The sequence below is a fragment of the Streptomyces sp. NPDC006643 genome, from assembly GCF_042870175.1.
In the GTDB taxonomy this organism is placed as follows: Bacteria; Actinomycetota; Actinomycetes; order Streptomycetales; family Streptomycetaceae; genus Streptomyces.
This window is the reverse complement of the sequence record NZ_JBIAHA010000001.1, coordinates 358,233-379,986: the sequence shown is the minus strand read 5'-3', so window position 1 is coordinate 379,986 and position 21,754 is coordinate 358,233. Positions and strand designations below refer to the sequence as shown.

The window sequence follows — 21,754 nt, the reverse complement described above, 5'->3', positions numbered from 1 at the left end:
TCCGATGGAGGGGTTCGGTCGCTCTGCGGCACAGTCGTGGATCCACAGTCGTGAACTCCGTCGAAGGGGCAAACCTGTGAGACAGCACGGAACACCCCCCACCTTCCCCCGGCTCTCCGGCACACTGCTCGTCGCCGTCGCCCTGTTCTCCTGCGTGGCCGCCTCCGGGGCCGTCGCGGCTCCCGGACCCTCGGGCACGGGAGCCGGATCCGCCCCGGCCGCCCGGCCACTGGGCGATGTCGTCCCCGTACCCGCCTCGGTGCGGCCGGGCGGTACGCCGTACTCCCTCACCGCCTCGACCCGGATCCGGGTCGACGACGACTCCCGCGAGGTACGGCGGGTCGGCACCTATCTGGCGGGGCTGCTGCGGCCCTCCACCGGCTACGACCTGCGGATCACCGACGACGACCGGGGCCGTGGGCACGGCCGGGGCGACGACGGAATCCGGCTGCGGCTCTCGTCCAAGGACCGCGCGCTCGGCGACGAGGGCTACCGGCTGGAGTCGGACCGCCGCGGGGTCACCCTCACCGCGCGTAAGCCCGCCGGGCTCTTCCACGCCGTCCAGACACTGCGCCAGCTCCTCCCGGCCGCCGTGGAGCGCGACAGCCGGCAGCGCGGCCCCTGGCGGGTCGCCGGCGGCACCATCACCGACACGCCGCGCTACGCCTACCGCGCCGCGATGCTCGACGTCTCACGGCACTTCTTCACCGTCGACCAAGTCAAGCGCTATATCGACCAGTTGGCCCTCTACAAGATCAACACCCTGCATCTGCACCTCTCCGACGACCAGGGCTGGCGCATCGCGATCGACTCCTGGCCTCGGCTGGCGACGTACGGCGGCTCGACCCAGGTCGGCGGCGGCCCCGGCGGGTACTACACGAAGGCCCAGTACCGCGATCTGGTGCGGTACGCCGCGTCCCGCCATCTCGAAGTCGTCCCGGAGATCGACATGCCGGGCCACACCAACGCGGCACTCGCCTCGTACGCCGAGCTGAACTGCGACGGCGTCGCGCCACCGCTCTACACGGGCACGGCCGTCGGCTTCAGCTCGCTGTGCGCGCCGAAGGAGATCACCTACGACTTCGTGGACGACGTGGTGCGTGAGCTGGCCGCGCTGACGCCGGGCAGATATCTGCACATCGGCGGCGACGAGGCGCACTCCACCAGCCACGCGGACTATGTGGAGTTCATGCGGCGCACGCAGGCGGTCGTGGCCAAGTACGGGAAGACCGTGGTGGGTTGGCACCAGCTGACCGGCGCCGATCCGGTGAAGGGCGCGGTCGCGCAGTACTGGGGGTACGACGCCACCGGCGCCGCCGAGCGCGCGCAGGTGGCCGAGGCGACCAGGGCGGGTACGAAGCTGATCCTGTCGCCGGCCGACCGGACGTATCTCGACATGAAGTACGACCGGAACACCGACCTCGGCCAGAGCTGGGCCGGTCTGGTGGAGGTGGACCGCTCCTACGACTGGGATCCGGCGGCCTATCTCGCGGGCGCCGGGGTCGACCCCGGGGCGGTGCTGGGCGTGGAGGCGCCGCTGTGGTCGGAGACCCTGTCGACCAGCGACCACATCGAGAAGATGGCGTTCCCGAGACTGCCGGGGGTCGCGGAGATCGGCTGGTCCCCGCAGTCGGCGCGGGACTGGGACACGTACAAGGTACGGCTCGCGGCGCAGGGGCCGCGGCTGACGGCGCTGGGGATCGACTACTACCGCTCACCGGTGGTGCCGTGGCCCGCGGGGTGATCCGGCGTCATCGGTGATGCGGGTCCGTTGCCGGTGCGGGACCACCCCGCACTGGGCAACGGACCCGCGCCGCCAGGGCACTTGGCCCTCGGTAGGGTGCCGGGCATGTCTGTGAACATTCACTTCACGCTGCGCGTCGACAAGCTCCGATCGCTCGACGAGGCGGCGTCCGTAAGAGAGGCGCTGGCGAAGATCCTTCGGGAACAGGGGATCGAACGCGAGGTGACGCTCCGGAAGTTCCGGGAGCCGATATCGGTCAAGGCGACAACGGGCAAGTGGCCGTTGAGCGTTCGGCGGTTCGGTGATTGGAGCAAGGCGTTCGAGCGCGAGGTGACGGAGGCGGTACGGGGCGTGGCACCGTCGGCCGCGGTGGGCCTGGACTGGGGCTACCCGGACTGATGCGGCGGGTCCGCCCGGTGGGCGGCAACGGGCGTGCGGCGCGGCTCGGTCGAGCCGGACCGGCCGTACGCCGACGGCGGTGGGCCCGGGCGTACACCCGGGTCCGTCGTCGGCGTACGCCCGCCCGTTCGTCCGTCGGTCCGTTCGTTCGCCCGCCCGTGCCGCGGCTCGGCACGGTGTCAGTGGCGTCCGTTTCCATCGACGCACGGATGAACAGGTTCCGGGCGTCCGGGGGTTGAGTACGCGTACTCACGCCGTCGGACGTGCTCCCGGCGACCATGAGAGCCACCGCTCGTCGTCCCGCGCGTCCGCACTCGGAGGACCTCAGATGCTCAGCCGCACAGCCGCCGCCCTGGTACCCCTCTTCGGGCGCCTCACGGTCACGCTGGACACGGACGCCGAGTTGGCGCCCGGGAGCGTCGTCGTCGCGAACCACACGTCGCTCAGCGACCCGGCGATCGTGCTCGCCGCGCTGCGTCGGCTGGGTGTCGAGCCGGTCGTCATGGCGGCGGCGGGGCTGTGGCGCATACCGCTCCTCGGGCGCGCGCTCGCCCATGACGGGCACGTCCCCGTCCGCCGCGCCGACCCCCGGGCCGCCGGCTGCCTCGAAGACGCCGCCGCCGCGCTCGCCCGTGGCCGGCTCGTCCTGATCTACGGCGAGGGCGGCATACCGGACTTCGCGAGCGCCACCGAGACACCTCCCCACCCGTTCCGCAGCGGCCTCGCCCGCCTCGTGGCCGCCACCGGAGCCCCGGTCGTCCCGCTCGGCCAGACCGGAGCCCGGCGCGTCATGTCGGGCTCCGGCCTGAGGCAGTTCACGAGCCTGGCGAGCGCGCCGCTGCGCCGCCCCGCTCTGCGGGTGCACATCGGCGCCCCGGTGCGGCTGACGGGCGATCTGCCGGCCGCCTCCGCCCAGGCCCGGCGCGCGGTGACCGAGGCGTGGCTGACCGCGTCGGGCCGGACCGAGGAGCCGATGGCCGAGGAGCCCGTGGCCGAGGAGCCCGTGGCCGAGGCGGCGGCGGCCCTCACGACCGTCTGACGGCTCGTCGACGGCGAACGGCCTTGCGGTTACGACTCCTTCGCCGCCTCGTCCCGCAACTGCTCCTCGCTCAGCCCCCGCCGCCAGTAGCCGACGAACGTGACGTGCCGCCGGTCCAGCCGGCGCTCCCGTACGAGATGGCGGCGCAGCTCCTTCACCGTCCCGGCCTCGCCCGCCAGCCACGCGTACGGCGCGCCGCCGGGCAGCTCGGCGGCGCGTACCGCCTCCAGGGCCGAGGGGGCGTCCTCGTCGCGCGCCAGCCAGTGGACGGTGGCGTCGGCCGCCGTCGGCAGCTCCATCCGGTCGGCGGCGTACGGCACCTCCAGCCACACCCGCGCCTTCGTCCCGGCGGGCAGCCACTCCAGGATGGCGGCCGCTGCGGGCAGGGACGTCTCGTCGGCCCAGATCAGTACGGAGTCGGTGTCGGACGGGGGCCGGAAACGGACCGCGGTGTTGTCCGCGACGGCCGGTCCGAGGACGAGGACACGGTCGCCGGGCGCCGCCTCGCCCGCCCAGCGGCAGGCCGGGCCGCCGTCGGGGTGCAGGGCGAAGTCGATGTCCAACTCGTCCGGGTCGTGGCGCTGTTCGCGTACCGTGTACGAGCGCATCACGGCCCGCACGTCGGCGGGCAGCGCCCGCCAGGCCGCCCACCAGCCGTCGCCCTCCTCGACAGGGACGACGGGCGCCTCCTGCCCCGGCAGGGGCAGGAAGAGCGACAGGCTCTGGTCGCGCCCGCCGGAGATGAGACCGGTGAGGCCGGAGAGACCGGTGCGGCCGGTGAGGCCCGCGCCGGTCTCACCTCGGGCCGACCGGGTGTCGCCCCCGAAGGTGACGCGGACGAGGGACGGTCCGAGCCGCCGAGTCCGCAGCACCTGAAGCGCGAAGAAGCGGAACGGCGCGGTGTCGGCCGTCGCCCCGGGCGTCACGGTCGGCATGGGTCAGGCGACCTTCCTGGCCTTCTCGATGGCCGCCGCGAGATCGTCCAGGATCGGCGCGCACTTGTCGTACGAGTAGATGGGCTCCGTGACGCGGGGGACGACCTGTCCGGCCTTGACGGCGGGCAGCCGCGCCCAGGTCGGCTTCGAGGCGAGGGCGTCCGGCTGGAGGGCGGAGGAGCGGTTGTCCATCATGATGATGTCGGCCGGGTACTTGTCGATGTTCTCCCAGCTCAACTCCTCGAAGAAGCCCTGGGCGTTCACCTTCGGCTCCACGAACCGCACGCCCAGTTCCTGGAAGTAGAGGGTGTCGGCGGACATCTTCGCGAGCGAGACGTAGAACAGGTCCTGGCTGGCCGAGCCGATCAGTACCCGGACGTCCGGCTTCGACTTCGCGGCGGCCCGCAGCCGGCCCGCCGCCTTCTCGAACCTGGCCTTGGCGTCGGTGACCTTCGCGGCCCCCAGATCCGCGCCCAGGGACTCGGCGAGGTCCGCGTGGCGCTGGACCGCCTTGGGAATGGTGGTCTCCGCCGCCAGGAGCGCCACGCTGGGGGCCAGCGTGAGGATCTTGTCCTTGGACTGCTCGGGGACGTACCAGAGTTCGCCCTTGACCCACTGCGCGGTGACGAGCAGGTCCGGGGCGAGCGCCGCGTACTTCTCGACGTTGAACTCGCCCCAGACGTTGCCGAGTATCTCGACCTTCGTGACATCGAGGTCGCCCGCCTGGATGTCCGGCTTGCCGTCCTTGGTGGTGGTCGGCCCGAAGACGCCCTTGACCTCGATCCCGTAGTCGTGGAGCGCGGCGGCGGTGCCGGTGAAGGCGACGATGCTCTTCGGGACGCTGTCGGCCTTCGCCGTCTCGCCGCGGTCGTCCTTGAAGGTCCAGGGCCCGGCCTTCGCGTCGCCGCCCGCGCCGGCGTCCTGCTTGTCGTCGCCGCTCCCGCAGGCGGCGAGCGCGACTCCGAGACCGACAGCGCCGCCTGCGGCGAGGACGCCGCGACGGCTGAGGGGCGAGCTGAGGGCGTTGGGCATGTCGATGTCCGCTTTCGTACGCGTCGGAGACCGGCCGATGGGCTGGTTCAGGTAGGTTAGCCTAACCTTGCTTACCGTTACGTACGGGGGCGAGTGTCAGTGGCCCGGGGCAGAGTGGGTGTTGTTGTCACCACTCACGCACGGGAGCCAGCGATGTCCGTCCACCGCGTCGTCCCCAATGTCCATGTGCCGCCCGAAGGGCTTGAGCGGAACCGGGAGTTCTACGGTCTGCTGGGTCTGGAGGAGGTCATGAACCAGGGCTGGATCATGACGCTCGCCTCACCGTCCGCCCCCACCGCGCAGATCAGCTTCCTGACCGAGGACGCGACCGGGCCCGTCGTCCCCGACATGAGCATCGAGGTGGCCGACGTGGACGCGGCGTACGAGGCCGTGCGCGCGAGCGGCGCGGAGATCGTGCACACCCTGCGGGACGAGGAGTGGGGCGTGCGCCGCTTCTTCGTCCGCGATCCCGGTGGGCGGGTCGTCAACGTGCTGGGCCACCGCTGACGACCCGCCCTCCGGCGTGTCCCTGTCGGGAGTTACGGCGTGGCCTGCCGACGGCGCACCATCTCGGTGATCCAGACAGGGGCGTACGGGGACGTGCACCCCGGCGACGTCGGGTAGTCCTTGAGCACCTCCAGGCGCTCACCGATGTCGATCGCGCGGGCACGGTGCTCGGGATGCTCGATCCCGATCTGCGCCAGACAGTGGTTCATCGCCCACTGCAAACGGTCCGGCGCTTCCTTCATCCGTGCCTCGATGACATCGACCAGCCCCGCGAGGTCGAGACCGTCCGGCTTCTTCACCACGCGATCGGCGGTCAGCGCCCAGCCGGCGCTCGCGACCACCGGATCCGGGTCGGCGGACCAGGCCGGCCGTAGCGCTTCGCGGTGGGGGCTCTTCTTCACCACGTAGTTCACGAGCCAGTCCTGCACCTTCGCCGCGCGCGCCTCGCGCAGCATGGCGTCCAACTCGGCCTGCCCGAACGCCTTCGGGCGGCAGATGAGCAGGGCCAGCAGCCTCGCCGCGGTGTCGTCCGTGTCCCAGAGCTGCCGGGCGAGTTCCTGCTGTGTCCTCAGCCGCTTCGCGAGGGCGCGCAGCTTGCCGAGGTTCACCCCGTGATCGTCACCGTGCTTCTCGTTCACCGCCCGCGCCTTGGGGTCCTCAAGGGCTGCCAGCTCGGCCATGACCTCGGCCACGCTCGTGCCGGTCACCGTCGTGCCGGCCGCCGTCGTGCCGGCCGCCGCCGTGTCGCTCACCTCGGCCTCCTGTCCGTCGCGTGCGCGTGCGCGTGCGGGTGCGAGTTCGGTTCGGGACTTCAGCGTACGACGGGAGCCGGGCGCGGCCGACGGGCCGGTCAGGGGTGGTCGCCCTGCCTGCCGAGGGTCGTCTCGGGGCCCGCGCCGGGGCGGGTCCACTGCGGTACGGGGCGGCCGGTCGGACCCCAGGTGGCGTTGCCGTCCGCGTCCGAGCGCCAGTACCAGCACGCGTGCTGTCCCTCGGGCCGGCCCGCCGGGTTGTCCTCCCACACCTCGCCGCGGCCGTACGGCGTCGAGTCGAGCAGGGCGAAGGACCCGCTGAACCGCTCGTTGCCCCGGCCGGTCGTGGAGTAGGTGAGGAACGCGCGGTCGCCGTCGCGCAGGAAGGAGGTCAGATATCCCATGTCGCCGCCGACCGGCTCCGCCACGCCGCGCACCGAGTACCAGGGCTGGGTGTAGCCCATGAACTCGACGAAGGGGGCGACCTCGTCCCACACGCCCGTGGTCACGATGGCCAGGGAGACACCGCGGGCGTTGGGGTAGACGGCGTCCCGCAGGTGCCAGGCGCTGACCGTGCAGCCCTCGCACTGTCCCTGGTGCGGCGCGCCGTCCCACCACATGTGCTTGTAGACGAGCAGCTCGTCGCGGCCCTGGAAGAGATCGAGGAACGGGACCGGTCCGTCGGGTCCGACGACCTCGACCGTCGGGTCGAACTCCACCATCGGCAGCCGGCGGCGGGCCGCGGCGATGGCGTCGCCCTCGTGGGTGTGTGCCTTCTCGCGGACCAGCAGCTCGTCACGGGCGGCCTGCCAGGTCGCCAGGTCGGTGATGGGCGGGCGGCCGGGGAGCGCGGTGTTCGGGTCGCTGGGCGGGGTCGTCATGGTGTACTCCGTGGGGTCAGGTGCCGGGCACCGTCGTACGGCGTCGTACGACGGTCACCAATTCAGACTCCCGACATGGCCGGAACTCATCGCGGCTCGGGCTCGGAGTGCCCTTTTCACCCATGAGGCCGCGCACGGCGCGGCACCCACGTACGGCAGCACTCGCGTACGACCGCACCGCCGCGACGACCGCCCCGTGTCAGAGACCCAGCTCCCGCGCGATCAGCATCCGCTGGACCTCGCTCGTGCCCTCGCCGATCTCCAGGATCTTGGAATCCCGCCACATCCGGGCCACCGGATACTCGTTCATGAAGCCGTAGCCGCCATGGATCTGGGTGGCCTCGCGGGCGTTGTCCACCGCGACCGTGGAGGAGTACAGCTTCGCCAGCGCGGCCTCCTTCTTGAACGGCTCGCCGTGCACCAGACGGGACGCCGCGTCGCGCCAGCCGAGGCGCGCCGTGTGGGCCCGCATCTCCATGTCGGCGATCTTGAACTGGATGGCCTGGTTCGCGCCGATCGGGCGGCCGAAGGCGTGGCGCTCCTTCGCGTACTTCACCGACTCGTCCACACAGCCCTGCGCCAGACCCGTCGCCAGCGCGGAGATCGCGATACGGCCCTCGTCCAGGATGCGCAGGAACTGGGCGTACCCCCGGCCCTCCGCCCCGACCAGGTTCGCCAGGGGCACGCGGACGTCGGAGAAGGACAGCTCGCGGGTGTCCGACGCGTTCCAGCCGACCTTCGAGTACGGGGCGGCGACCGTGAATCCCGGGGTGCCGGACGGGACGAGGATCGAGGAGATCTCCGGGCGGCCGTCCTCTTTACGACCGGTGACCGCCGTGACCGTGACCAGGCCGGTGATGTCCGTGCCCGAGTTGGTGATGAAGCACTTCGAGCCGTTGATGACCCACTCGTCGCCGTCCCGCACGGCCGTCGTGCGCGTGCCGCCCGCGTCCGAGCCCGCCTCGGGCTCGGTCAGACCGAAGGCGCCCAGGACCTCGCCCGAGCACAGGCGCGGCAGCCACTGGCGCTTCTGCTCCTCCGTACCGAAGAGATACAGCGGCATCGCGCCGAGCGAGACCCCGGCTTCGAGGGTGATGGCCACGGACGAGTCGACGCGGGCCAGCTCCTCCAGCGCGATGCCGAGCGCCAGATAGTCGCCGCCCATACCGCCGTACTCCTCCGGGAAGGGCAGGCCGAACAGGCCCATCCGGCCCATCTCGCGCACGATCTCGTACGGGAACTCGTGCCGCTCGTAGAAGTCGCCGATCTTGGGTGCGACGACGTCCTGCGCGAACGCCTCGACGGTACGGCGCAGTTCGTCGTGCTCCGCGGACAGCCGGTGGTCCAGGGACATGGCTAGGACTCCTTGTGGGAGAGGGCGCTGACGGTGCGGGAGGGGCTGGGTCGCCCCAACTGTTCGGCCATCCACACGCTGGTGGCGGTCAGGAGGCCGAGATCGACCCCGGTGTCGATACCGAGGCCTTGCAACATCCACAGGAGGTCTTCGGTGGCGAGATTCCCCGTGGCGCTCTTCGCGAACGGGCAGCCGCCCAGGCCGCCCGCGGACGCGTCGACGGTGGTCACTCCGAGCTGGAGCGCGGCGAGGGTGTTGGCGAGCGCCTGGCCGTACGTGTCGTGGAAGTGCACCCCGACCTTCGAGACATGCACGCCCTCCTCGATGAGCGTGGCGAGCAGGCTCTGCACATGGCCGGGGGTCGCCACCCCGATCGTGTCGCCGAGGCTCACCTCGTCGCAGCCCATGTCGACCAGGGCGCGCACGATCCGGGCGACCTGGTCGACGGGGACGGGCCCCTCCCACGGGTCGCCGAAGCACATCGAGAGATAGCCCCGGACATGGAGCCTTTCGGCGCGGGCGCGGGCGACGACCGGCTCGAACATGGCCAGCGACTCGTCCAGGGACCGGTTGAGATTGGCCTTGGCGAAGGACTCGGTCGCGCTGGCGAAGACGGCCACCTGGCGCACGCCGAGGGCGAGCGCCCGGTCGAGACCGCGGTCGTTCGGTACGAGGACGGGCAGCCGTACGCTCTCCAGGTCGCGCACCATCGGGAACAGCTGCTCGGCGTCGGCCAGTTGGGGCACCCACTTGGGGTGGACGAAGCTGGTCGCCTCGATGGTGGTGAGCCCGGCGGCGGCCAGGCGGTGGATGAACTCGGCCTTGATCTCGGTCGGGACGATCGTCGCCTCGTTCTGGAGGCCGTCGCGCGCGCCCACCTCATGGATGCGGATCCGGGTCGGCAGGCCCTCGTCCATGACGGTCATCGGGAGTGTCATCTCTTCTCCTCCTCGGGAGCCTCGGGAGCCTCGGGGGCCTCGGCGGAGGCGGCCGGGGCGACGACGGCCAGCACCTGGTCCATGGCGACGGTGGAGCCCGGCGTGACGTCCAGCTCCGTGACGGTGCCGTCGTGCGGGGCGGAGATGACGTGCTCCATCTTCATCGCCTCGACCACCAACAGGCCCTGCCCCGCGACCACTTCGTCGCCGACCGTCACCTTGACCACCGTGACCGTGCCGGGCATCGGGGCCGTGAGCGCGTCCAGGCCGCCCGCGCCGGCGGCGCCGAGCAGCGCCGCCTCGACCGGATCGTGGTCCTGTACGTGCCAGCTGTCGCCGTCCCTGCCGAGCCAGTCGTCCGCGCGGTGGAAGGTGTGCGTCACCCCGTCGACCGTGACGGTCACCCGGCCGGGCTCCACCCGCGCCGGCGGGCCGGAGGCGAGCAGTTGGTGAGCAACGGGTTCATGTCCCGTCACTCGCAGATGGTGCGTGACGGGGACGGGCGCGGCGCCCATCCGCCAGCCGTTCGGTACGGAGAAGGGGTCGGTCCAGCCGGTGACCGGGCTCGGAGCGGGGGCCAGGGCCGACTCCCGTACCGCCGCCGCCGCTTCGTACACCTCCGGCGGCACCTGGGCCGGTACCAGCGACTCCGCGTCTCGCTCCACCAGGCCCGTGTCCAAATCGCCCGCCACCACGGCGGGGTGGGCCAGCAGCCTCCGTAGGAAGCCGGCGTTCGTCGGGACGCCCAGCGTCACCGTCTGCGCCAGCGCCGCCCGCAGCCGGCGCAGCGCCGTCGCCCGGTCCGGGGCGTGCACGATCACCTTCGACAGCATCGGGTCGTACAGGCTGCCGACCTCGGTGCCCTCGCTCAGGCCCGAGTCCGTACGGACACCGTCGCCCTCTGGCTCCCGCAGCGACAGCACCCGGCCGCCCGACGGCAGGAAGCCGCGCGCGGGGTCCTCCGCGCAGATCCGGGCCTCGATCGCGTGCCCGGTGAGGGTGATGTCGTCCTGGGTGAACGGGAGCCGCTCGCCGGCGGCGACGCGCAGCTGCCACTCGACCAGATCCAGGCCGGTGACCAGCTCGGTGACGGGATGCTCCACCTGGAGGCGGGTGTTCATCTCCATGAAGAAATACGACGCCGGGTCGTCGCCCGGGACGATGAACTCGACCGTCCCCGCGCCCCGGTAGCCGCAGGAGCGCGCCGCCTGCACGGCGGCCTCGCCCATCGCCGCGCGCGTCTTCTCGTCGAGCAGGACGGACGGCGCCTCCTCGATGATCTTCTGATGGCGGCGCTGCAACGAGCATTCGCGCTCGCCGAGATGGACCACATTGCCGTGTCCGTCCGCCAGCACCTGGATCTCGATGTGGCGCGGCCGGTCGATCCACCGCTCGACCAGGAGCGTGTCGTCGCCGAAGGACGCGCGGGCCTCGCGCCGGGCCGCCGCGATCTCGTCGCGCAGGGCCGACTCCAGGCGGGTGAGCCGCATGCCCTTGCCGCCGCCGCCCGCCGACGGCTTCAGCAGCACCGGCATGCCGATCTCCCGGGCCGCGTCGGCGAGTTGGTCGTCGGTCAGTCCGCTGCCCGAGGAGCCGGGCACCACCGGCACACCGGCCGTCGCCACGGTCTCCTTGGCGCGGATCTTGTCTCCCATCAGGGAGATGGCGGAGGCGCTCGGCCCGATGAAGACCAGCCCGGCGTCCGCGCACGCCTGCGCGAACGCCGCGTTCTCCGCGAGGAAGCCGTAGCCCGGGTGGACCGCCTGCGCGCCCGTACGGGCCGCCGCCTCCAGCAGCCGCTCGCTCACCAGATAGCTCTCGGAGGCGGGCGCCGGTCCGATCCGGACGGCGGTGTCCGCCTCCCGTACATGCCGGGCGTCCGCGTCGGCGTCGCTGAAGACAGCGACCGAACGGATGCCGAGCGCGCGCAGCGTACGGATGACGCGGACCGCGATCTCGCCGCGGTTCGCGACGAGGACCGTGTCGAACACGCCGGTCGTGGAAGGGGTGGTCATGGTGGTCATCTGTCACTCACATCCGGAAGACGCCGAAGCCGGGGGCGGTGCTGTCCTTCTGGGGAAGCGGGGCGTTCGCACAGGCCGTCAGCGCCAGACCGACCACCTGGCGGGTCTCCAGCGGATCGATCACCCCGTCGTCCCAGAGCCGCGCCGTCGCGTAGTAGGCGTTGCCCTGCGACTCGTACTGCGCGCGCACCGGGTCCTTGAAGGCCTCTTCCTCCTCGGCCGGCCACTGCTCGCCGCGCCCCTCGATCTGGTCGCGCTTGACCGTCGCGAGCACGGAGGCGGCCTGCTCGCCGCCCATCACCGAGATCTTGGCGTTGGGCCACATCCACAGGAAGCGGGGGGAGTAGGCCCGGCCGCACATCGAGTAGTTCCCCGCGCCGTACGAACCGCCGACCACGACGGTGAGCTTCGGCACGCGCGCGCACGCCACGGCCGTCACCATCTTCGCGCCGTGCTTGGCGATACCGCCCGCCTCGTACGCCTTGCCGACCATGAAACCCGAGATGTTCTGAAGGAAGAGCAACGGGATGCCCCGCTGGTCGCACAGCTCGATGAAGTGCGCGCCCTTCTGGGCCGATTCGGAGAACAGGATGCCGTTGTTCGCGACGATCCCCACCGGGTGGCCGTGGATCCGCGCGAAGCCGGTGACCAGCGTCGTACCGAACTCGGACTTGAACTCCGCGAACCGCGAGCCGTCCACCAGCCGGGCGATGACCTCGCGGACGTCGTACGGCGTGCGCGAGTCGACCGGCACCGCCCCGTACAGCCCAGCCGGGTCGACCTTCGGCTCCTCCGCCGGCTCGACCCGCCAGGGCAGCGGGCCGCGCCCGGGGAGCGTCGAGACGATCGTGCGCACGATCCGCAGCGCGTGCGCGTCGTCCTCGGCGAGATGGTCGGTCACCCCCGACGTACGCGAGTGGACCTCGCCGCCGCCCAGCTCCTCGGCGGTGACGACCTCGCCGGTCGCCGCCTTCACCAGCGGCGGGCCGCCCAGGAAGATCGTGCCCTGGTCGCGGACGATCACGGCCTCGTCGCTCATCGCCGGCACATACGCGCCGCCCGCCGTGCAGGAGCCGAGGACGGCCGCGATCTGCGGGATGCCGGCGCCGGACATCCGCGCCTGGTTGTAGAAGATCCGGCCGAAGTGGTCACGGTCGGGGAAGACCTCGTCCTGCATCGGCAGGAAGGCGCCGCCCGAGTCCACGAGATAGACGCACGGCAGCCTGTTCTCCAGCGCGACCTCCTGGGCGCGCAGATGCTTCTTCACTGTCATCGGGTAATACGTGCCGCCCTTGACCGTGGCGTCATTGGCGACCACGACCACCTCACGGCCGCCGACCCGGCCGATCCCGGCGATCACCCCGGCCGCCGGCGCCTGGCCCCCGTACATGTCCTCGGCCGCCAGCGGGGCCAGCTCCAGGAAGGGCGAGCCCGGGTCCAGCAGGGTGTCCACGCGGTCGCGGGGCAGCAGCTTCCCGCGCGCCACATGGCGGGCGCGGGACTTCTCACCGCCGCCGAGCCGGGCGGCGGCGAGCCGGCCGCGCAGCGCGTCGGAGAGCTCCTGATGCGCCGCCTCGTTGGCGCGCCAGGCCTCCGACGCCGGGTCCGCGGCGCTCGCCAGCACGGGTGCCTGCTGCATCGGTCGAGCTCCCTCGCTCGGTTAATAAGCGTTAACGTGACGCTCTCAGGTTAACGACCGCTAACCGTCCTGTCTAGAATGGATTTCCATGAGCACCAGGACCGCGGCACCGACGCGCCGCGAGCAGATCCTCAACGAGGCCGCCAGGCTCTTCGCCGAGCGCGGTTTCCACGGGGTGGGCGTCGATGAGATAGGGGCCGCCGTCGGCATCAGCGGGCCGGGCCTGTACCGCCATTTCGCGGGCAAGGACGCCATGCTCGCCGAACTGCTCGTCGGCATCAGCGGCCGGCTGCTGGACGGCGGCAGGAAGCGCGTGGCGGCCTCGACGGGCGACCCGGCGGCCGTGCTCGCCTCGCTGATCGACGGCCATATCGACTTCGCCCTCGACGACCGCCCGCTGATCACCCTGCACGACCGCGAACTGGACCGCCTCAGGGACAGCGACCGCAAGCTCGTACGGCAGCTCCAGCGGCAGTACGTGGAGCTGTGGGTGGGTGTCGTACGCGAGATCCACCAGGATCTGCCCGAGCCGGTCGCGCGGGGCGCCGTGCACGCCGTCTTCGGCCTGCTGAACTCGACGCCCCATCTGAGCCCCACCGGGCGCGGTACCCCTCCGCGCGCCGTGGCTGAAACGCTCCTGCGGCGCCTCGCGCACGGCGCGTTCGCCGCCCTCGGCGACACCGACTCCTAGTCCGGCACCGAGTCCTGGTCCTGATCCGGCGCCGAGCCCTGGTCCTGGTCCTGGTCCGGCGCCGAGAACGTCAGGTTCTGAGCCCGGCCAGCTCCCTGGCCAGTGTCTGAACCGGCTGGAAGGTCGCGCCGAGCAGCGCCACGTGCTTCCAGTGCACCGTCCCGTCCGGCGCGATCAGAAAGACCGCGCGACGCAGCCCGATCCCGGGCGCGGCGATCCCGAACGCCCGCGCCACCGCCCGGTCGGTGTCCGCGAGCAGCGGGATCCGCAGGCCGTACTTACGGGCGAACGCCTCGTGGCTGTCGAGATCCTGCGGGCTGATGCCCCACACCTCCGCGCCCAGCTCGGTGAAGGTCTCCAGACCGCTGGAGTACGAGCACAACTGCTTGGTGCAGACGCTCGTGTCGTCACCGGGGTAGAAGGCGAGGACCAGCGGGTGGCCCCGCCGCTCGTCGAGGCTGTACTCCCTCCGTACGAAGGTGTCGTCCCCGCGGACTTCCCCGTCGGCCGCCCTTTCGAGCACCCCGCCGGGCAGGGTGAAGCTCGCGACGGGACCGCCGAGATCGGGTGATGCTGCCACAAGAGGCTCCTTCGCTGATTCGGGTGCGCCGCGGACCGGGCACTCCGTGCTCTCCGTCGTCCCCCCGTGCTGTTCCCGTCCTGTTCCCGCCCTGTTCCCGTCCGGTCTCCGGGACGATCGCGGGGACGAGCGGCACCGCGCGTACATCTGACGGCACAATGGGCTCATGCCGATACCCAGCCGCGAAGCTCTCGTCGACCACCTCGTCCGCACGCGTATCGCCGGAGACGTGGCCACACCCAGGGACAACAACCTCTCCCACTATCGCAAGCTCGCCAACGGCGACCGCCACTTCTGGCTGGGCCTGGAGCTCGGAGACCGCTGGACCGACGAGCAGGACGTGCTCGCGGTGATGGCCGAGCGGTGCGGGGTCAACGACGATCCGGAGCACCGGCACGGCCAGGACACCATCGACCCCGAGCTGACCGTCGACGCCCTGGGACGGATGGCCACGCGGCTGCGCAAGGCGGCGGAGGGCCGTGAGAGCGTGCTGTTCGCCACCGGCCACCCCGGCGGCCTGCTCGACGTGCACCGGCAGACGGCGGACGCGCTGCGACTGGCGGGCTGCGAGATCATCCGGATCCCCGGCGGCCTCACGGCCGACGAGGGCATGCTCTTCCAGTTCGCGGGCGTCGCGATGCTGGAGCGCGGGGCGACGCTCTGGCACACCCACTCGCCCGAACCGATGCGGGCCATCCTGGACGGCCTGGAGCGCGACGGCAGACCGCAGCCGGACCTGGTGCTCGCCGACCACGGCTGGGCGGGCTGCGCGGGCCAGCGGGGGCTCGACTCCATCGGGTACGCGGACTGCAACGACCCGGCCCTGTTCATCGGCGAGGCGGAGGGCACGCTCCAGGTGACGGTCCCGCTGGACGACCACGTCACGGACCCGCGCTTCTACGACCCGATGACGGAGTACCTGCTGCACGAGGCCGGCCTCACGAACACCGTCTGAGCCGTCCGAGCCGTCTGAGCACGGACGAGCGGCACCACGGCACCACAGCGGCCCGGCGCTGAGGAGATGAACAGCGGCCGGGCTCAGTCGCGCCCCGCCCCGGAGCCGTCCCGCGTTCCCCGGTCCCGGCCCCTGGGTACGCGCATGACGCCCTCCTGGATCACCGAGATCGCCAGTTGCCCGTCCCGCGTGTAGATCCGCGCCTGGCCGAGCCCCCGGCCGCCGGACGAGGACGGCGACGTCTGGTCGTACAGCAGCCATTCGTCCGCGCGGAAGGGACGGTGGAACCACATGGCGTGGTCCAGACTCGCCCCGACGATGTCCCCGCTCGCCCAGCCGCCCCGGCCGTGCGCGAGCAGCACCGAGTCGAGCAGCGTCATGTCGGAGACGTACGTCGCCAGACAGACGTGCAGCAGCGGGTCGTCGGCGAGCTTGCCGACGGTACGGAACCACACCTGCGAGCGGGCCTCGCGCACCTGCCCGGCCGTGGCGTACGGCGGGTCGTCCACGTACCGCAGATCCACCGCGGCGCGTGTCTCGAGCAGCCGGTCGACCACGGACGGGTCGACGAAGCGGTCCGTGTGGCGGGGCAGCAGTTCGGCCGCCGTGGGAAGCGACTCCGGGTCCGGCGCGGGCGGCATCCCCGCCTGGTGCTCCAGGCCCTCCTCGTACGTCTGGAACGACGCCGACAGATGGAAGATCGGCCGGCCGTGCTGGACGGCCACGACCCGGCGCGTGGTGAAGGACCGGCCGTCGCGGATGCGGTCGACGGTGTAGACGATCGGCGCCCCCGGATCGCCCGCGCGCAGGAAGTACGCGTGCAGGGAGTGGGCGGGGCGGTCGGCGGGGACGGTACGGCCCGCGGCGACCAGGGCCTGCGCGGCGACCTGGCCGCCGTAGACGCGCGGGACCACCGTCGGGCGGCTGAGGCCGCGGAAGATGTCCTCCTCGATCCGCTCCAGGTCGAGCAGATCGAGGAGGGACTCCAGTGCGTTCATGGTGGCTCTGATCGCTTGCGCTTGTGTGTGCGGGACTTCCGCACCTGAGATGCTGCGGAGCTTGAGATTGAGCTTGAGCGAGCCTGCGGTGTCGCGGCCCTTGCGACCCCGCGGCCTTACAGGCCCATGGACTTGGCGATGATCATCTTCATGACCTCGCTCGTGCCGCCGTAGATGCGGTTGACGCGGTTGTCCGCGTACAGGCGGGCGATCGGGTACTCGTTCATGTAGCCGTAGCCGCCGTGCAGCTGAAGGCACTTGTCGATCACGCGGTGCGCGACCTCCGTACAGAAGAGCTTCGCCGACGCGGCCTCGGCTGCCGACAGCTCGCCCGCGTCGTGGGCTTCGAGTGCGCGGTCGCAGACGGCCTCGGCGGCGTCGACCTCGGCCTTGCAGGCGGCCAGTTCGAACTTGGTGTTCTGGAACGAGGCGACGGTCTTGCCGAAGACGGTGCGGTCCTGGACATAGTTCTGGGCGAACCGGACGGCGGCCGACGCCTGCGCGTACGCGCCGACGGCGATGCCCAGGCGCTCCTGCGGCAGATTCTGGCCCAGGTAGGAGAAGCCCTTGTTCTCCTCGCCGAGCAGGTCGTCGAGGGGCACCTTGACGTCGCTGAAGGACAGTTCGGCGGTGTCCGAGGACTTCAGCCCCAGCTTGTCGAGCTTGCGGCCGACCGCGTACCCCTCGGACTTGGTGTCCACGACGAAGAGCGAGATGCCGTGCCTGCGGTCCTCCGGGCTCGGCGGGGCGGTCCGGGCGCAGACGATGACGCGGTCGGCGTGCACGCCGCCGGTGATGAAGGTCTTCGCGCCGTTGAGGACGTAGTGCGAACCGTCGGCGGAGAGCTTCGCCGTGGTCTTCATGCCCGCGAGGTCGGACCCGGTGCCGGGCTCGGTCATGGCGATGGCGTACATGCTCTCGCCGGTCACGAAGCCGGGCAGCCAGCGCTTCTTCTGCTCCTCGGTGGCGTACGCCTTCACATACGGCAGGCAGAGCGCGACATGCACACTCGACCCTCCGAAGGAGACGCCCGCGCGGGCGCACTCCTCGGAGACGATCGCCTGGAACTTGAAGGACTCCTCACCCGCGCCGCCGTACTCCTCCGGCACCTCGATACCGAAGATGCCCAGCTCACCGAGCTTGTAGTAGAACTCCCGGGGCACCAGGCCCTCGGCGTACCACTCGTCGTAGACGGGGACGACCTCGGCCTCGATGAAGGCGCGGAGGGTCTCCCGGAACGCCTCGTGGTCCTCGTTGTAAACGCTACGGCGCACGGAAGCCCTCTCCTTCGGTCTGAGCGGTCTGAGCGGTCTGAAGCGGTCTGAAGCGATCCGAGTCGCGGATGGCTAAGCGCTTGCTCAGTTCAAGTTACCGGGGGGTTCGCAAGGGTGTCCAGAGAGGTGCGGTGTCAGCGGCGTCACAGCCTCCTTGGGATGAGGCGATCGGTGGCGGAGCAACAAGCCCATGGGGCAGGGTGATTGCCACAGCAGCCGACAGAGGGTGGGCAAGGGTGAGGGTTCGGATCTTCATCGAGGGTGACGCGCTGTCCGTCGCTCATCTGCGGTCCTGGCTGGGACGGGATCCGGGCACACGCCGCATTCCGGTGGCGGTGGAGTCGTCGGCGAGTGGCGGGATGAGCACGTTCGATGTGCTCGACGTGCTGCTCAGCAACGGCGTCGCGGTGGCGAACCTGGCTGTGGCGATCGCCGCCTGGCGTACGGCGCGGGGAGCCGCGCTCAACGGCCGTACGGTGCGCCTGGAGCACGGGGACACGGTTGTGACCGTCACGGACGCGTCGGCCGAGGAGATCGAGCGAATTCTGCGCGCGCTTCGAGAGGGTGCCGGCGAAGGTGCGGATCCGGAGAGCGATGGCGGGGATCCGGCGGGGGACGCCGGGTGAAACCGGCGGATCCGGATTCGTCAAGGGCTGTCCTGATCGGCGCGCATACGTTCCGGCACCTGCCACCGCTCGGACCCGTCGAAGGGAACGTGACCAGGCTCGGCCAGTTGCTGACCAGCGACGACGTAGGCGGCCTGACCCCGGACCACTGTGTGGAGCGGCTGCAACCCGCCGACCCCGGCAGCCTGCTGGACGATCTGCATCGCGCGGCGGAGGAGGCCACGGATCTGCTGGTGGTCTACTACGCCGGACACGGCATCACCGACCCGGGCGACGAACGGCAGTTGTATCTGGCACTGCCGGAATCGGAGCCGACGGGGAAGTGGTACCGGACGCTGCGGTACGCCGACATCCGCGAAGCCGTGAGTCGCTCACCGGCCGTGCACAAGGTCGTCGTCATCGACTGCTGCTTCAGCGGTATCGCACTGGCCGGCGGCATGAGCGCCGCCGAGCCGGCGAAGGCGGCTCCTCAAGTCCTGGCCACCCGCGCCGAGATCGACAAGACATGCGTACTGACCGCCTCCGCCGAAACGGCCACGGCCTTCTGCCCGCCGTCCGGCCCTTACAGCGCCTTCACCGGTGAACTGATCGCGCTGCTGGAGGGCGGGCTGGCCGGCCCCGTACCGGGCGACGAGGACGGCCTGCCGGGCGAACACCGCCCGGTCCTCGATCTCAACGTCGTCTACCGGAGCCTGCACGCCGGCCTCCGTGCGAAGGGACTGCCGCTGCCCCAGGTCGGCAGCCGCAACCTCGGCGGCGACATCCCGCTGGCCCGCAACAGGGCGTACGTCGGACCGGGGAGGGGAGTGCCGGACCTGGCGTCCCGGCTCAACACCCTGTCGGCCGTCCGGGACGTCTTCATCGGCCGCGAGACGGAGATCGGCCGCCTCACGGCTGCTGCCCGACAGACGGCCGAGGCGGGCGGCGGCCCGGGGGTGTGCGTGGTCCACGGCATGGGCGGTGTCGGCAAGTCGGAACTGCTGCGCCAGGTCGCCGCGCGAGTGGCGCCGCTCTTCGACGCCGCGCACTTCGAGATCGACCTGGCGGGCTTCACACCGCAACGGGAGCCCCGCGATCCCGACCAGATCATCATCGAACACCTTCAGCTGATCGGCTTCCAGCCCGCCGAGATCCCCCAGGACCCCGCCGGACGCGCCGAAGCCTGGCGCTCCTGGCTGTCGGGCCGCCGCGCACTGCTGCTCCTGGACAACGCCCGTGACGCGCACCAGTTGCGGACGTTGCTGCCGGGTCCCAAGTCGCCCTCGCTGGCGCTGATTTCGAGCAGGGACAGGCTGGGCGACATCGACGCGGACATACGTCTGGGCGTGGCCGGGCTCAGCCGTACCGAATCGATCGCCCTGCTCCACAAGGTCGGTGAAGGTGACGGCGCGGGCGCGGGCGCGGAGCGCGGCGATCTCGCGGAGATCGCGGCCCGGTGCCACGACATCCCGGTCGCGCTGCGTCCTGTCGGTGTACTGCTGCGGGACATGCCGGTGGCGGAAGTGCTGACGAGCATGCGGCGTGACGATCCGCTGGTGCACGTCCTGGACGGCTACGAGGCGGTACGCCTGGCTTTCACCACCTCGTACGACGCCTTGCCGGAGGCGCTGCGGACGCTGCTGTGGCACTGCGCGTGGCACCCGGGGGACGACTTCGGCCGGGACTCGATCGCCGTCATGGTAGGCGAGCCCGGGGCGGGTGTCGGCCTCACCCAACTGGTCCAGCGGAACCTGCTGTTGGCGGACGGGGACCGGCTCTCCTTCCACGACCTGTTCCGGCGCCACGCGTCGGCGGCGGCGGAGCCGCGTGCGGCGGCCGTACGAACAGAGGCCAGGGCGCGGCTGTACGGCCATCTCGCCGATCGGCTGCACGCGGCGTCGACCAGTGTCTACGGCGTGGCCGTCCACGGCGAGGAGACCGCCGACGGCCCGGAGTTCACGGATCCGCGGGCCGCGCGGGCCTGGCTCGAACAGCGGTCGGGCGAGTTGCGGGCGGCCGCCTTCGAGGCCCTGGCCGAGGGATGGCCGGGATCAGGGCTGCTGGCTCTGCGACTGGCGGGCTGGCTGCGCCTGATCGGTGTCGTCGAGCAGGCCCGCGCGCTGTCGAGCGCGCTCCTGGCGGCAGCCGAGGACAGCGGCAATCGCCTCCGCCAGATCGACGCCCTCATCATCGTCGCGCACACCTACCGCACGCAGTACGACTACGGCCGGGCGAGGGACTTCTTCCGCAAGGCTCTGGATCTCGCCGAGACCACCGGCGACCGTGCCCGTCGGTCCGGTGTGCTCACCGGCATCGCCGACATCCACCACATGCGGCACGACCACGATCGGGCGCGCGAACTCTACCGCGAGGCACGGACTCTCGCCGAAGCCTGCGGTGACCACCACCGCCGGGCCGAAGTCCTCACCGGTATCGCCCACACCCACCGCATGCAGGACGACTACGGCCGGGCGGGCGATCTCTTCCGCGAGGCACTGGCCCTCGCCGAGGACATCGGCGACCGCGTCCGTCAAGTGGCGGCCCTCACCGGCATCGCTCACAGCCACTTCATGCAGGACGACTTCGACGGGTCGCGTGGCTTCTTCCGCCGGGCCCTCGGTATGGCGGAGGCTCTCGGCGACCGGCTCCACCAGGGCAGTTCGCTCACCGGTATCGCTCAGACCTTCCGTATGCAGGGCGATTACGAGCGGTCGCGACGGTTCTTCCGTGAAGCCCTCGGTATCGCGGAGGCTCTCGGTGATCGGCTCCGTCAGACCGTCGCACTCATCGGTATCGCCCACACGTACCGTGCGCAGGGTGACGACGAGCGGTCGCGCGGCTTCTTCCGCAAGGCTCTGGATCTCGCCGAGGCCATCGACAACCGCTACCAACAAGCCGAGGCCCTCACCGGAATCGCTCGCTCCTACCGCGTGCGGGGGGACTACGACCAAGCGGAAGACCTTTACCGCAAGGCCCTGGAGCTCGCCGACGACATCGGCGACCGCTACCGCCGTGCCGAGGCCCTCACCGGTATCGGTCACACCTACCGTGCACAGGGCGACGACGAGCGAGCCGGCGGATTCTTCCGCGAGGCTCTGACCCTTGCCGAGGCCATCGGCGAGCGCACTCAACTCGCGGACGTCCTCACCGGTATTGGCCTCGTCTGTCAGCGGGCGGGGGACGCGGACCAGGCGCGTGCCCACTACCAACGGGCGCTCTCCCTGTCACACACGGGCGGCGCCGAACTCACGGTCGCCTACATCCAGGACCGGCTCCGGCTCCTGGAGGACGACCAGGTGTGAGAGTCCGGGGCACGTCGGCGCCGGGCCCCGCCCTGCCCCCAACCCCGCCCTGCCCCGAACCAACCTCTTGATCCTTCGGAATTGAGCTGCCTCCCGCGCTACGCT

General features: G+C 71.2%; 19 protein-coding genes. 8 read left to right on the top strand and 11 right to left on the bottom strand.

Annotated elements, in window-relative coordinates:
• Nucleotides 1-76: 76 nt before the first annotated feature.
• The 3 genes from ACFYNU_RS01510 (at nt 77) to ACFYNU_RS01500 (ending at nt 3,182) form a co-directional block, all read left to right on the top strand.
• Complete coding sequence (locus tag ACFYNU_RS01510; RefSeq protein ID WP_388764743.1) at nt 77-1,744, top strand: beta-N-acetylhexosaminidase; 1,668 nt, start codon at nt 77-79, stop codon at nt 1,742-1,744.
• A gap of 105 nt (nt 1,745-1,849) precedes the next feature.
• A complete protein-coding gene (locus ACFYNU_RS01505) occupies nt 1,850-2,143 on the top strand; it encodes a hypothetical protein (protein ID WP_356590314.1) in 294 nt (97 codons plus the stop codon).
• A 328-nt stretch (nt 2,144-2,471) separates the two neighbouring features.
• Nucleotides 2,472-3,182, top strand: coding sequence for a lysophospholipid acyltransferase family protein (locus tag ACFYNU_RS01500; RefSeq protein ID WP_356590316.1), 711 nt, complete (start codon nt 2,472-2,474; stop codon nt 3,180-3,182).
• Nucleotides 3,183-3,211: 29 nt separating this feature from the next.
• Here ACFYNU_RS01500 and ACFYNU_RS01495 read toward each other — a convergent pair whose 3' ends face one another.
• Both ACFYNU_RS01495 and ACFYNU_RS01490 read right to left on the bottom strand, forming a co-directional pair.
• Nucleotides 3,212-4,117: a siderophore-interacting protein gene (locus ACFYNU_RS01495; protein ID WP_356590318.1), complete on the bottom strand. Its 906-nt coding sequence runs from the start codon at nt 4,115-4,117 to the stop codon at nt 3,212-3,214.
• Nucleotides 4,118-4,120: 3 nt separating this feature from the next.
• Nucleotides 4,121-5,149: an ABC transporter substrate-binding protein gene (locus tag ACFYNU_RS01490; protein WP_356590320.1), complete on the bottom strand. Its 1,029-nt coding sequence runs from the start codon at nt 5,147-5,149 to the stop codon at nt 4,121-4,123.
• Nucleotides 5,150-5,302: 153 nt separating this feature from the next.
• On the opposite strand from ACFYNU_RS01490, the gene ACFYNU_RS01485 reads away from it, so the two are divergent.
• Entirely contained in the window at nt 5,303-5,656 is a 354-nt protein-coding gene (locus tag ACFYNU_RS01485; protein ID WP_356590322.1) for a VOC family protein, read from the top strand.
• 32 nt (nt 5,657-5,688) lie between these two features.
• On the opposite strand, the gene ACFYNU_RS01480 is transcribed toward ACFYNU_RS01485, so the two are convergent.
• From ACFYNU_RS01480 to ACFYNU_RS01455, 6 genes are all read right to left on the bottom strand, one after another.
• Nucleotides 5,689-6,336, bottom strand: a complete 648-nt coding sequence (locus ACFYNU_RS01480) for a DNA alkylation repair protein (protein WP_356590380.1) — start codon at nt 6,334-6,336, stop codon at nt 5,689-5,691.
• A 170-nt stretch (nt 6,337-6,506) separates the two neighbouring features.
• The gene (locus tag ACFYNU_RS01475) at nt 6,507-7,289 is read right to left on the bottom strand and encodes a DUF899 family protein (RefSeq protein ID WP_356590324.1); all 783 of its coding nucleotides are present in this window, start codon (nt 7,287-7,289) and stop codon (nt 6,507-6,509) included.
• Nucleotides 7,290-7,488: 199 nt separating this feature from the next.
• Nucleotides 7,489-8,643, bottom strand: coding sequence for an acyl-CoA dehydrogenase family protein (locus tag ACFYNU_RS01470; protein WP_356590327.1), 1,155 nt, complete (start codon nt 8,641-8,643; stop codon nt 7,489-7,491).
• Between the two features lie 2 nt (nt 8,644-8,645).
• Nucleotides 8,646-9,581, bottom strand: coding sequence for a hydroxymethylglutaryl-CoA lyase (locus ACFYNU_RS01465; RefSeq protein ID WP_356590329.1), 936 nt, complete (start codon nt 9,579-9,581; stop codon nt 8,646-8,648).
• The gene (locus ACFYNU_RS01460; protein ID WP_388764737.1) at nt 9,578-11,596 is read right to left on the bottom strand and encodes an acetyl-CoA carboxylase biotin carboxylase subunit; all 2,019 of its coding nucleotides are present in this window, start codon (nt 11,594-11,596) and stop codon (nt 9,578-9,580) included. Before ACFYNU_RS01460 ends, ACFYNU_RS01465 begins: the two co-directional genes overlap by 4 nt.
• Nucleotides 11,597-11,612: 16 nt before the next feature.
• Nucleotides 11,613-13,244: a carboxyl transferase domain-containing protein gene (locus tag ACFYNU_RS01455; protein WP_356590333.1), complete on the bottom strand. Its 1,632-nt coding sequence runs from the start codon at nt 13,242-13,244 to the stop codon at nt 11,613-11,615.
• Nucleotides 13,245-13,332: 88 nt separating this feature from the next.
• Here ACFYNU_RS01455 and ACFYNU_RS01450 point away from each other — a divergent pair, with 88 nt between their 5' ends.
• Nucleotides 13,333-13,935 (top strand): TetR/AcrR family transcriptional regulator, encoded by a 603-nt coding sequence (locus tag ACFYNU_RS01450; RefSeq protein WP_356590335.1) that lies wholly within the window; start codon nt 13,333-13,335, stop codon nt 13,933-13,935.
• Nucleotides 13,936-14,005: 70 nt separating this feature from the next.
• Here the strand turns inward: ACFYNU_RS01450 and ACFYNU_RS01445 are convergent, their stop codons facing one another.
• The gene (locus ACFYNU_RS01445; protein WP_356590337.1) at nt 14,006-14,515 is read right to left on the bottom strand and encodes a peroxiredoxin; all 510 of its coding nucleotides are present in this window, start codon (nt 14,513-14,515) and stop codon (nt 14,006-14,008) included.
• Nucleotides 14,516-14,681: 166 nt separating this feature from the next.
• Between ACFYNU_RS01445 and ACFYNU_RS01440 the strand changes: the two genes are divergently transcribed.
• On the top strand, nt 14,682-15,470 hold the full coding sequence (locus ACFYNU_RS01440) for a phosphatase (protein WP_356590339.1): 789 nt from the start codon (nt 14,682-14,684) through the stop codon (nt 15,468-15,470).
• A gap of 83 nt (nt 15,471-15,553) precedes the next feature.
• Here ACFYNU_RS01440 and ACFYNU_RS01435 read toward each other — a convergent pair whose 3' ends face one another.
• Both ACFYNU_RS01435 and ACFYNU_RS01430 read right to left on the bottom strand, forming a co-directional pair.
• Nucleotides 15,554-16,468, bottom strand: coding sequence for an acyl-CoA thioesterase II (locus tag ACFYNU_RS01435; RefSeq protein WP_356590341.1), 915 nt, complete (start codon nt 16,466-16,468; stop codon nt 15,554-15,556).
• A gap of 116 nt (nt 16,469-16,584) precedes the next feature.
• Complete coding sequence (locus ACFYNU_RS01430; RefSeq protein WP_356590343.1) at nt 16,585-17,742, bottom strand: acyl-CoA dehydrogenase family protein; 1,158 nt, start codon at nt 17,740-17,742, stop codon at nt 16,585-16,587.
• Between the two features lie 236 nt (nt 17,743-17,978).
• On the opposite strand from ACFYNU_RS01430, the gene ACFYNU_RS01425 reads away from it, so the two are divergent.
• Together ACFYNU_RS01425 and ACFYNU_RS01420 are read left to right on the top strand one after the other, a co-directional pair.
• Nucleotides 17,979-18,368 carry a hypothetical protein gene (locus ACFYNU_RS01425; protein ID WP_356590345.1) on the top strand — a complete coding sequence of 130 codons (390 nt, stop codon included), beginning with the start codon at nt 17,979-17,981 and terminating at the stop codon, nt 18,366-18,368.
• Nucleotides 18,365-21,649 (top strand): tetratricopeptide repeat protein, encoded by a 3,285-nt coding sequence (locus ACFYNU_RS01420; protein WP_356590347.1) that lies wholly within the window; start codon nt 18,365-18,367, stop codon nt 21,647-21,649. The genes ACFYNU_RS01425 and ACFYNU_RS01420 overlap by 4 nt, the downstream gene beginning before the upstream one ends.
• Nucleotides 21,650-21,754: the final 105 nt, after the last annotated feature.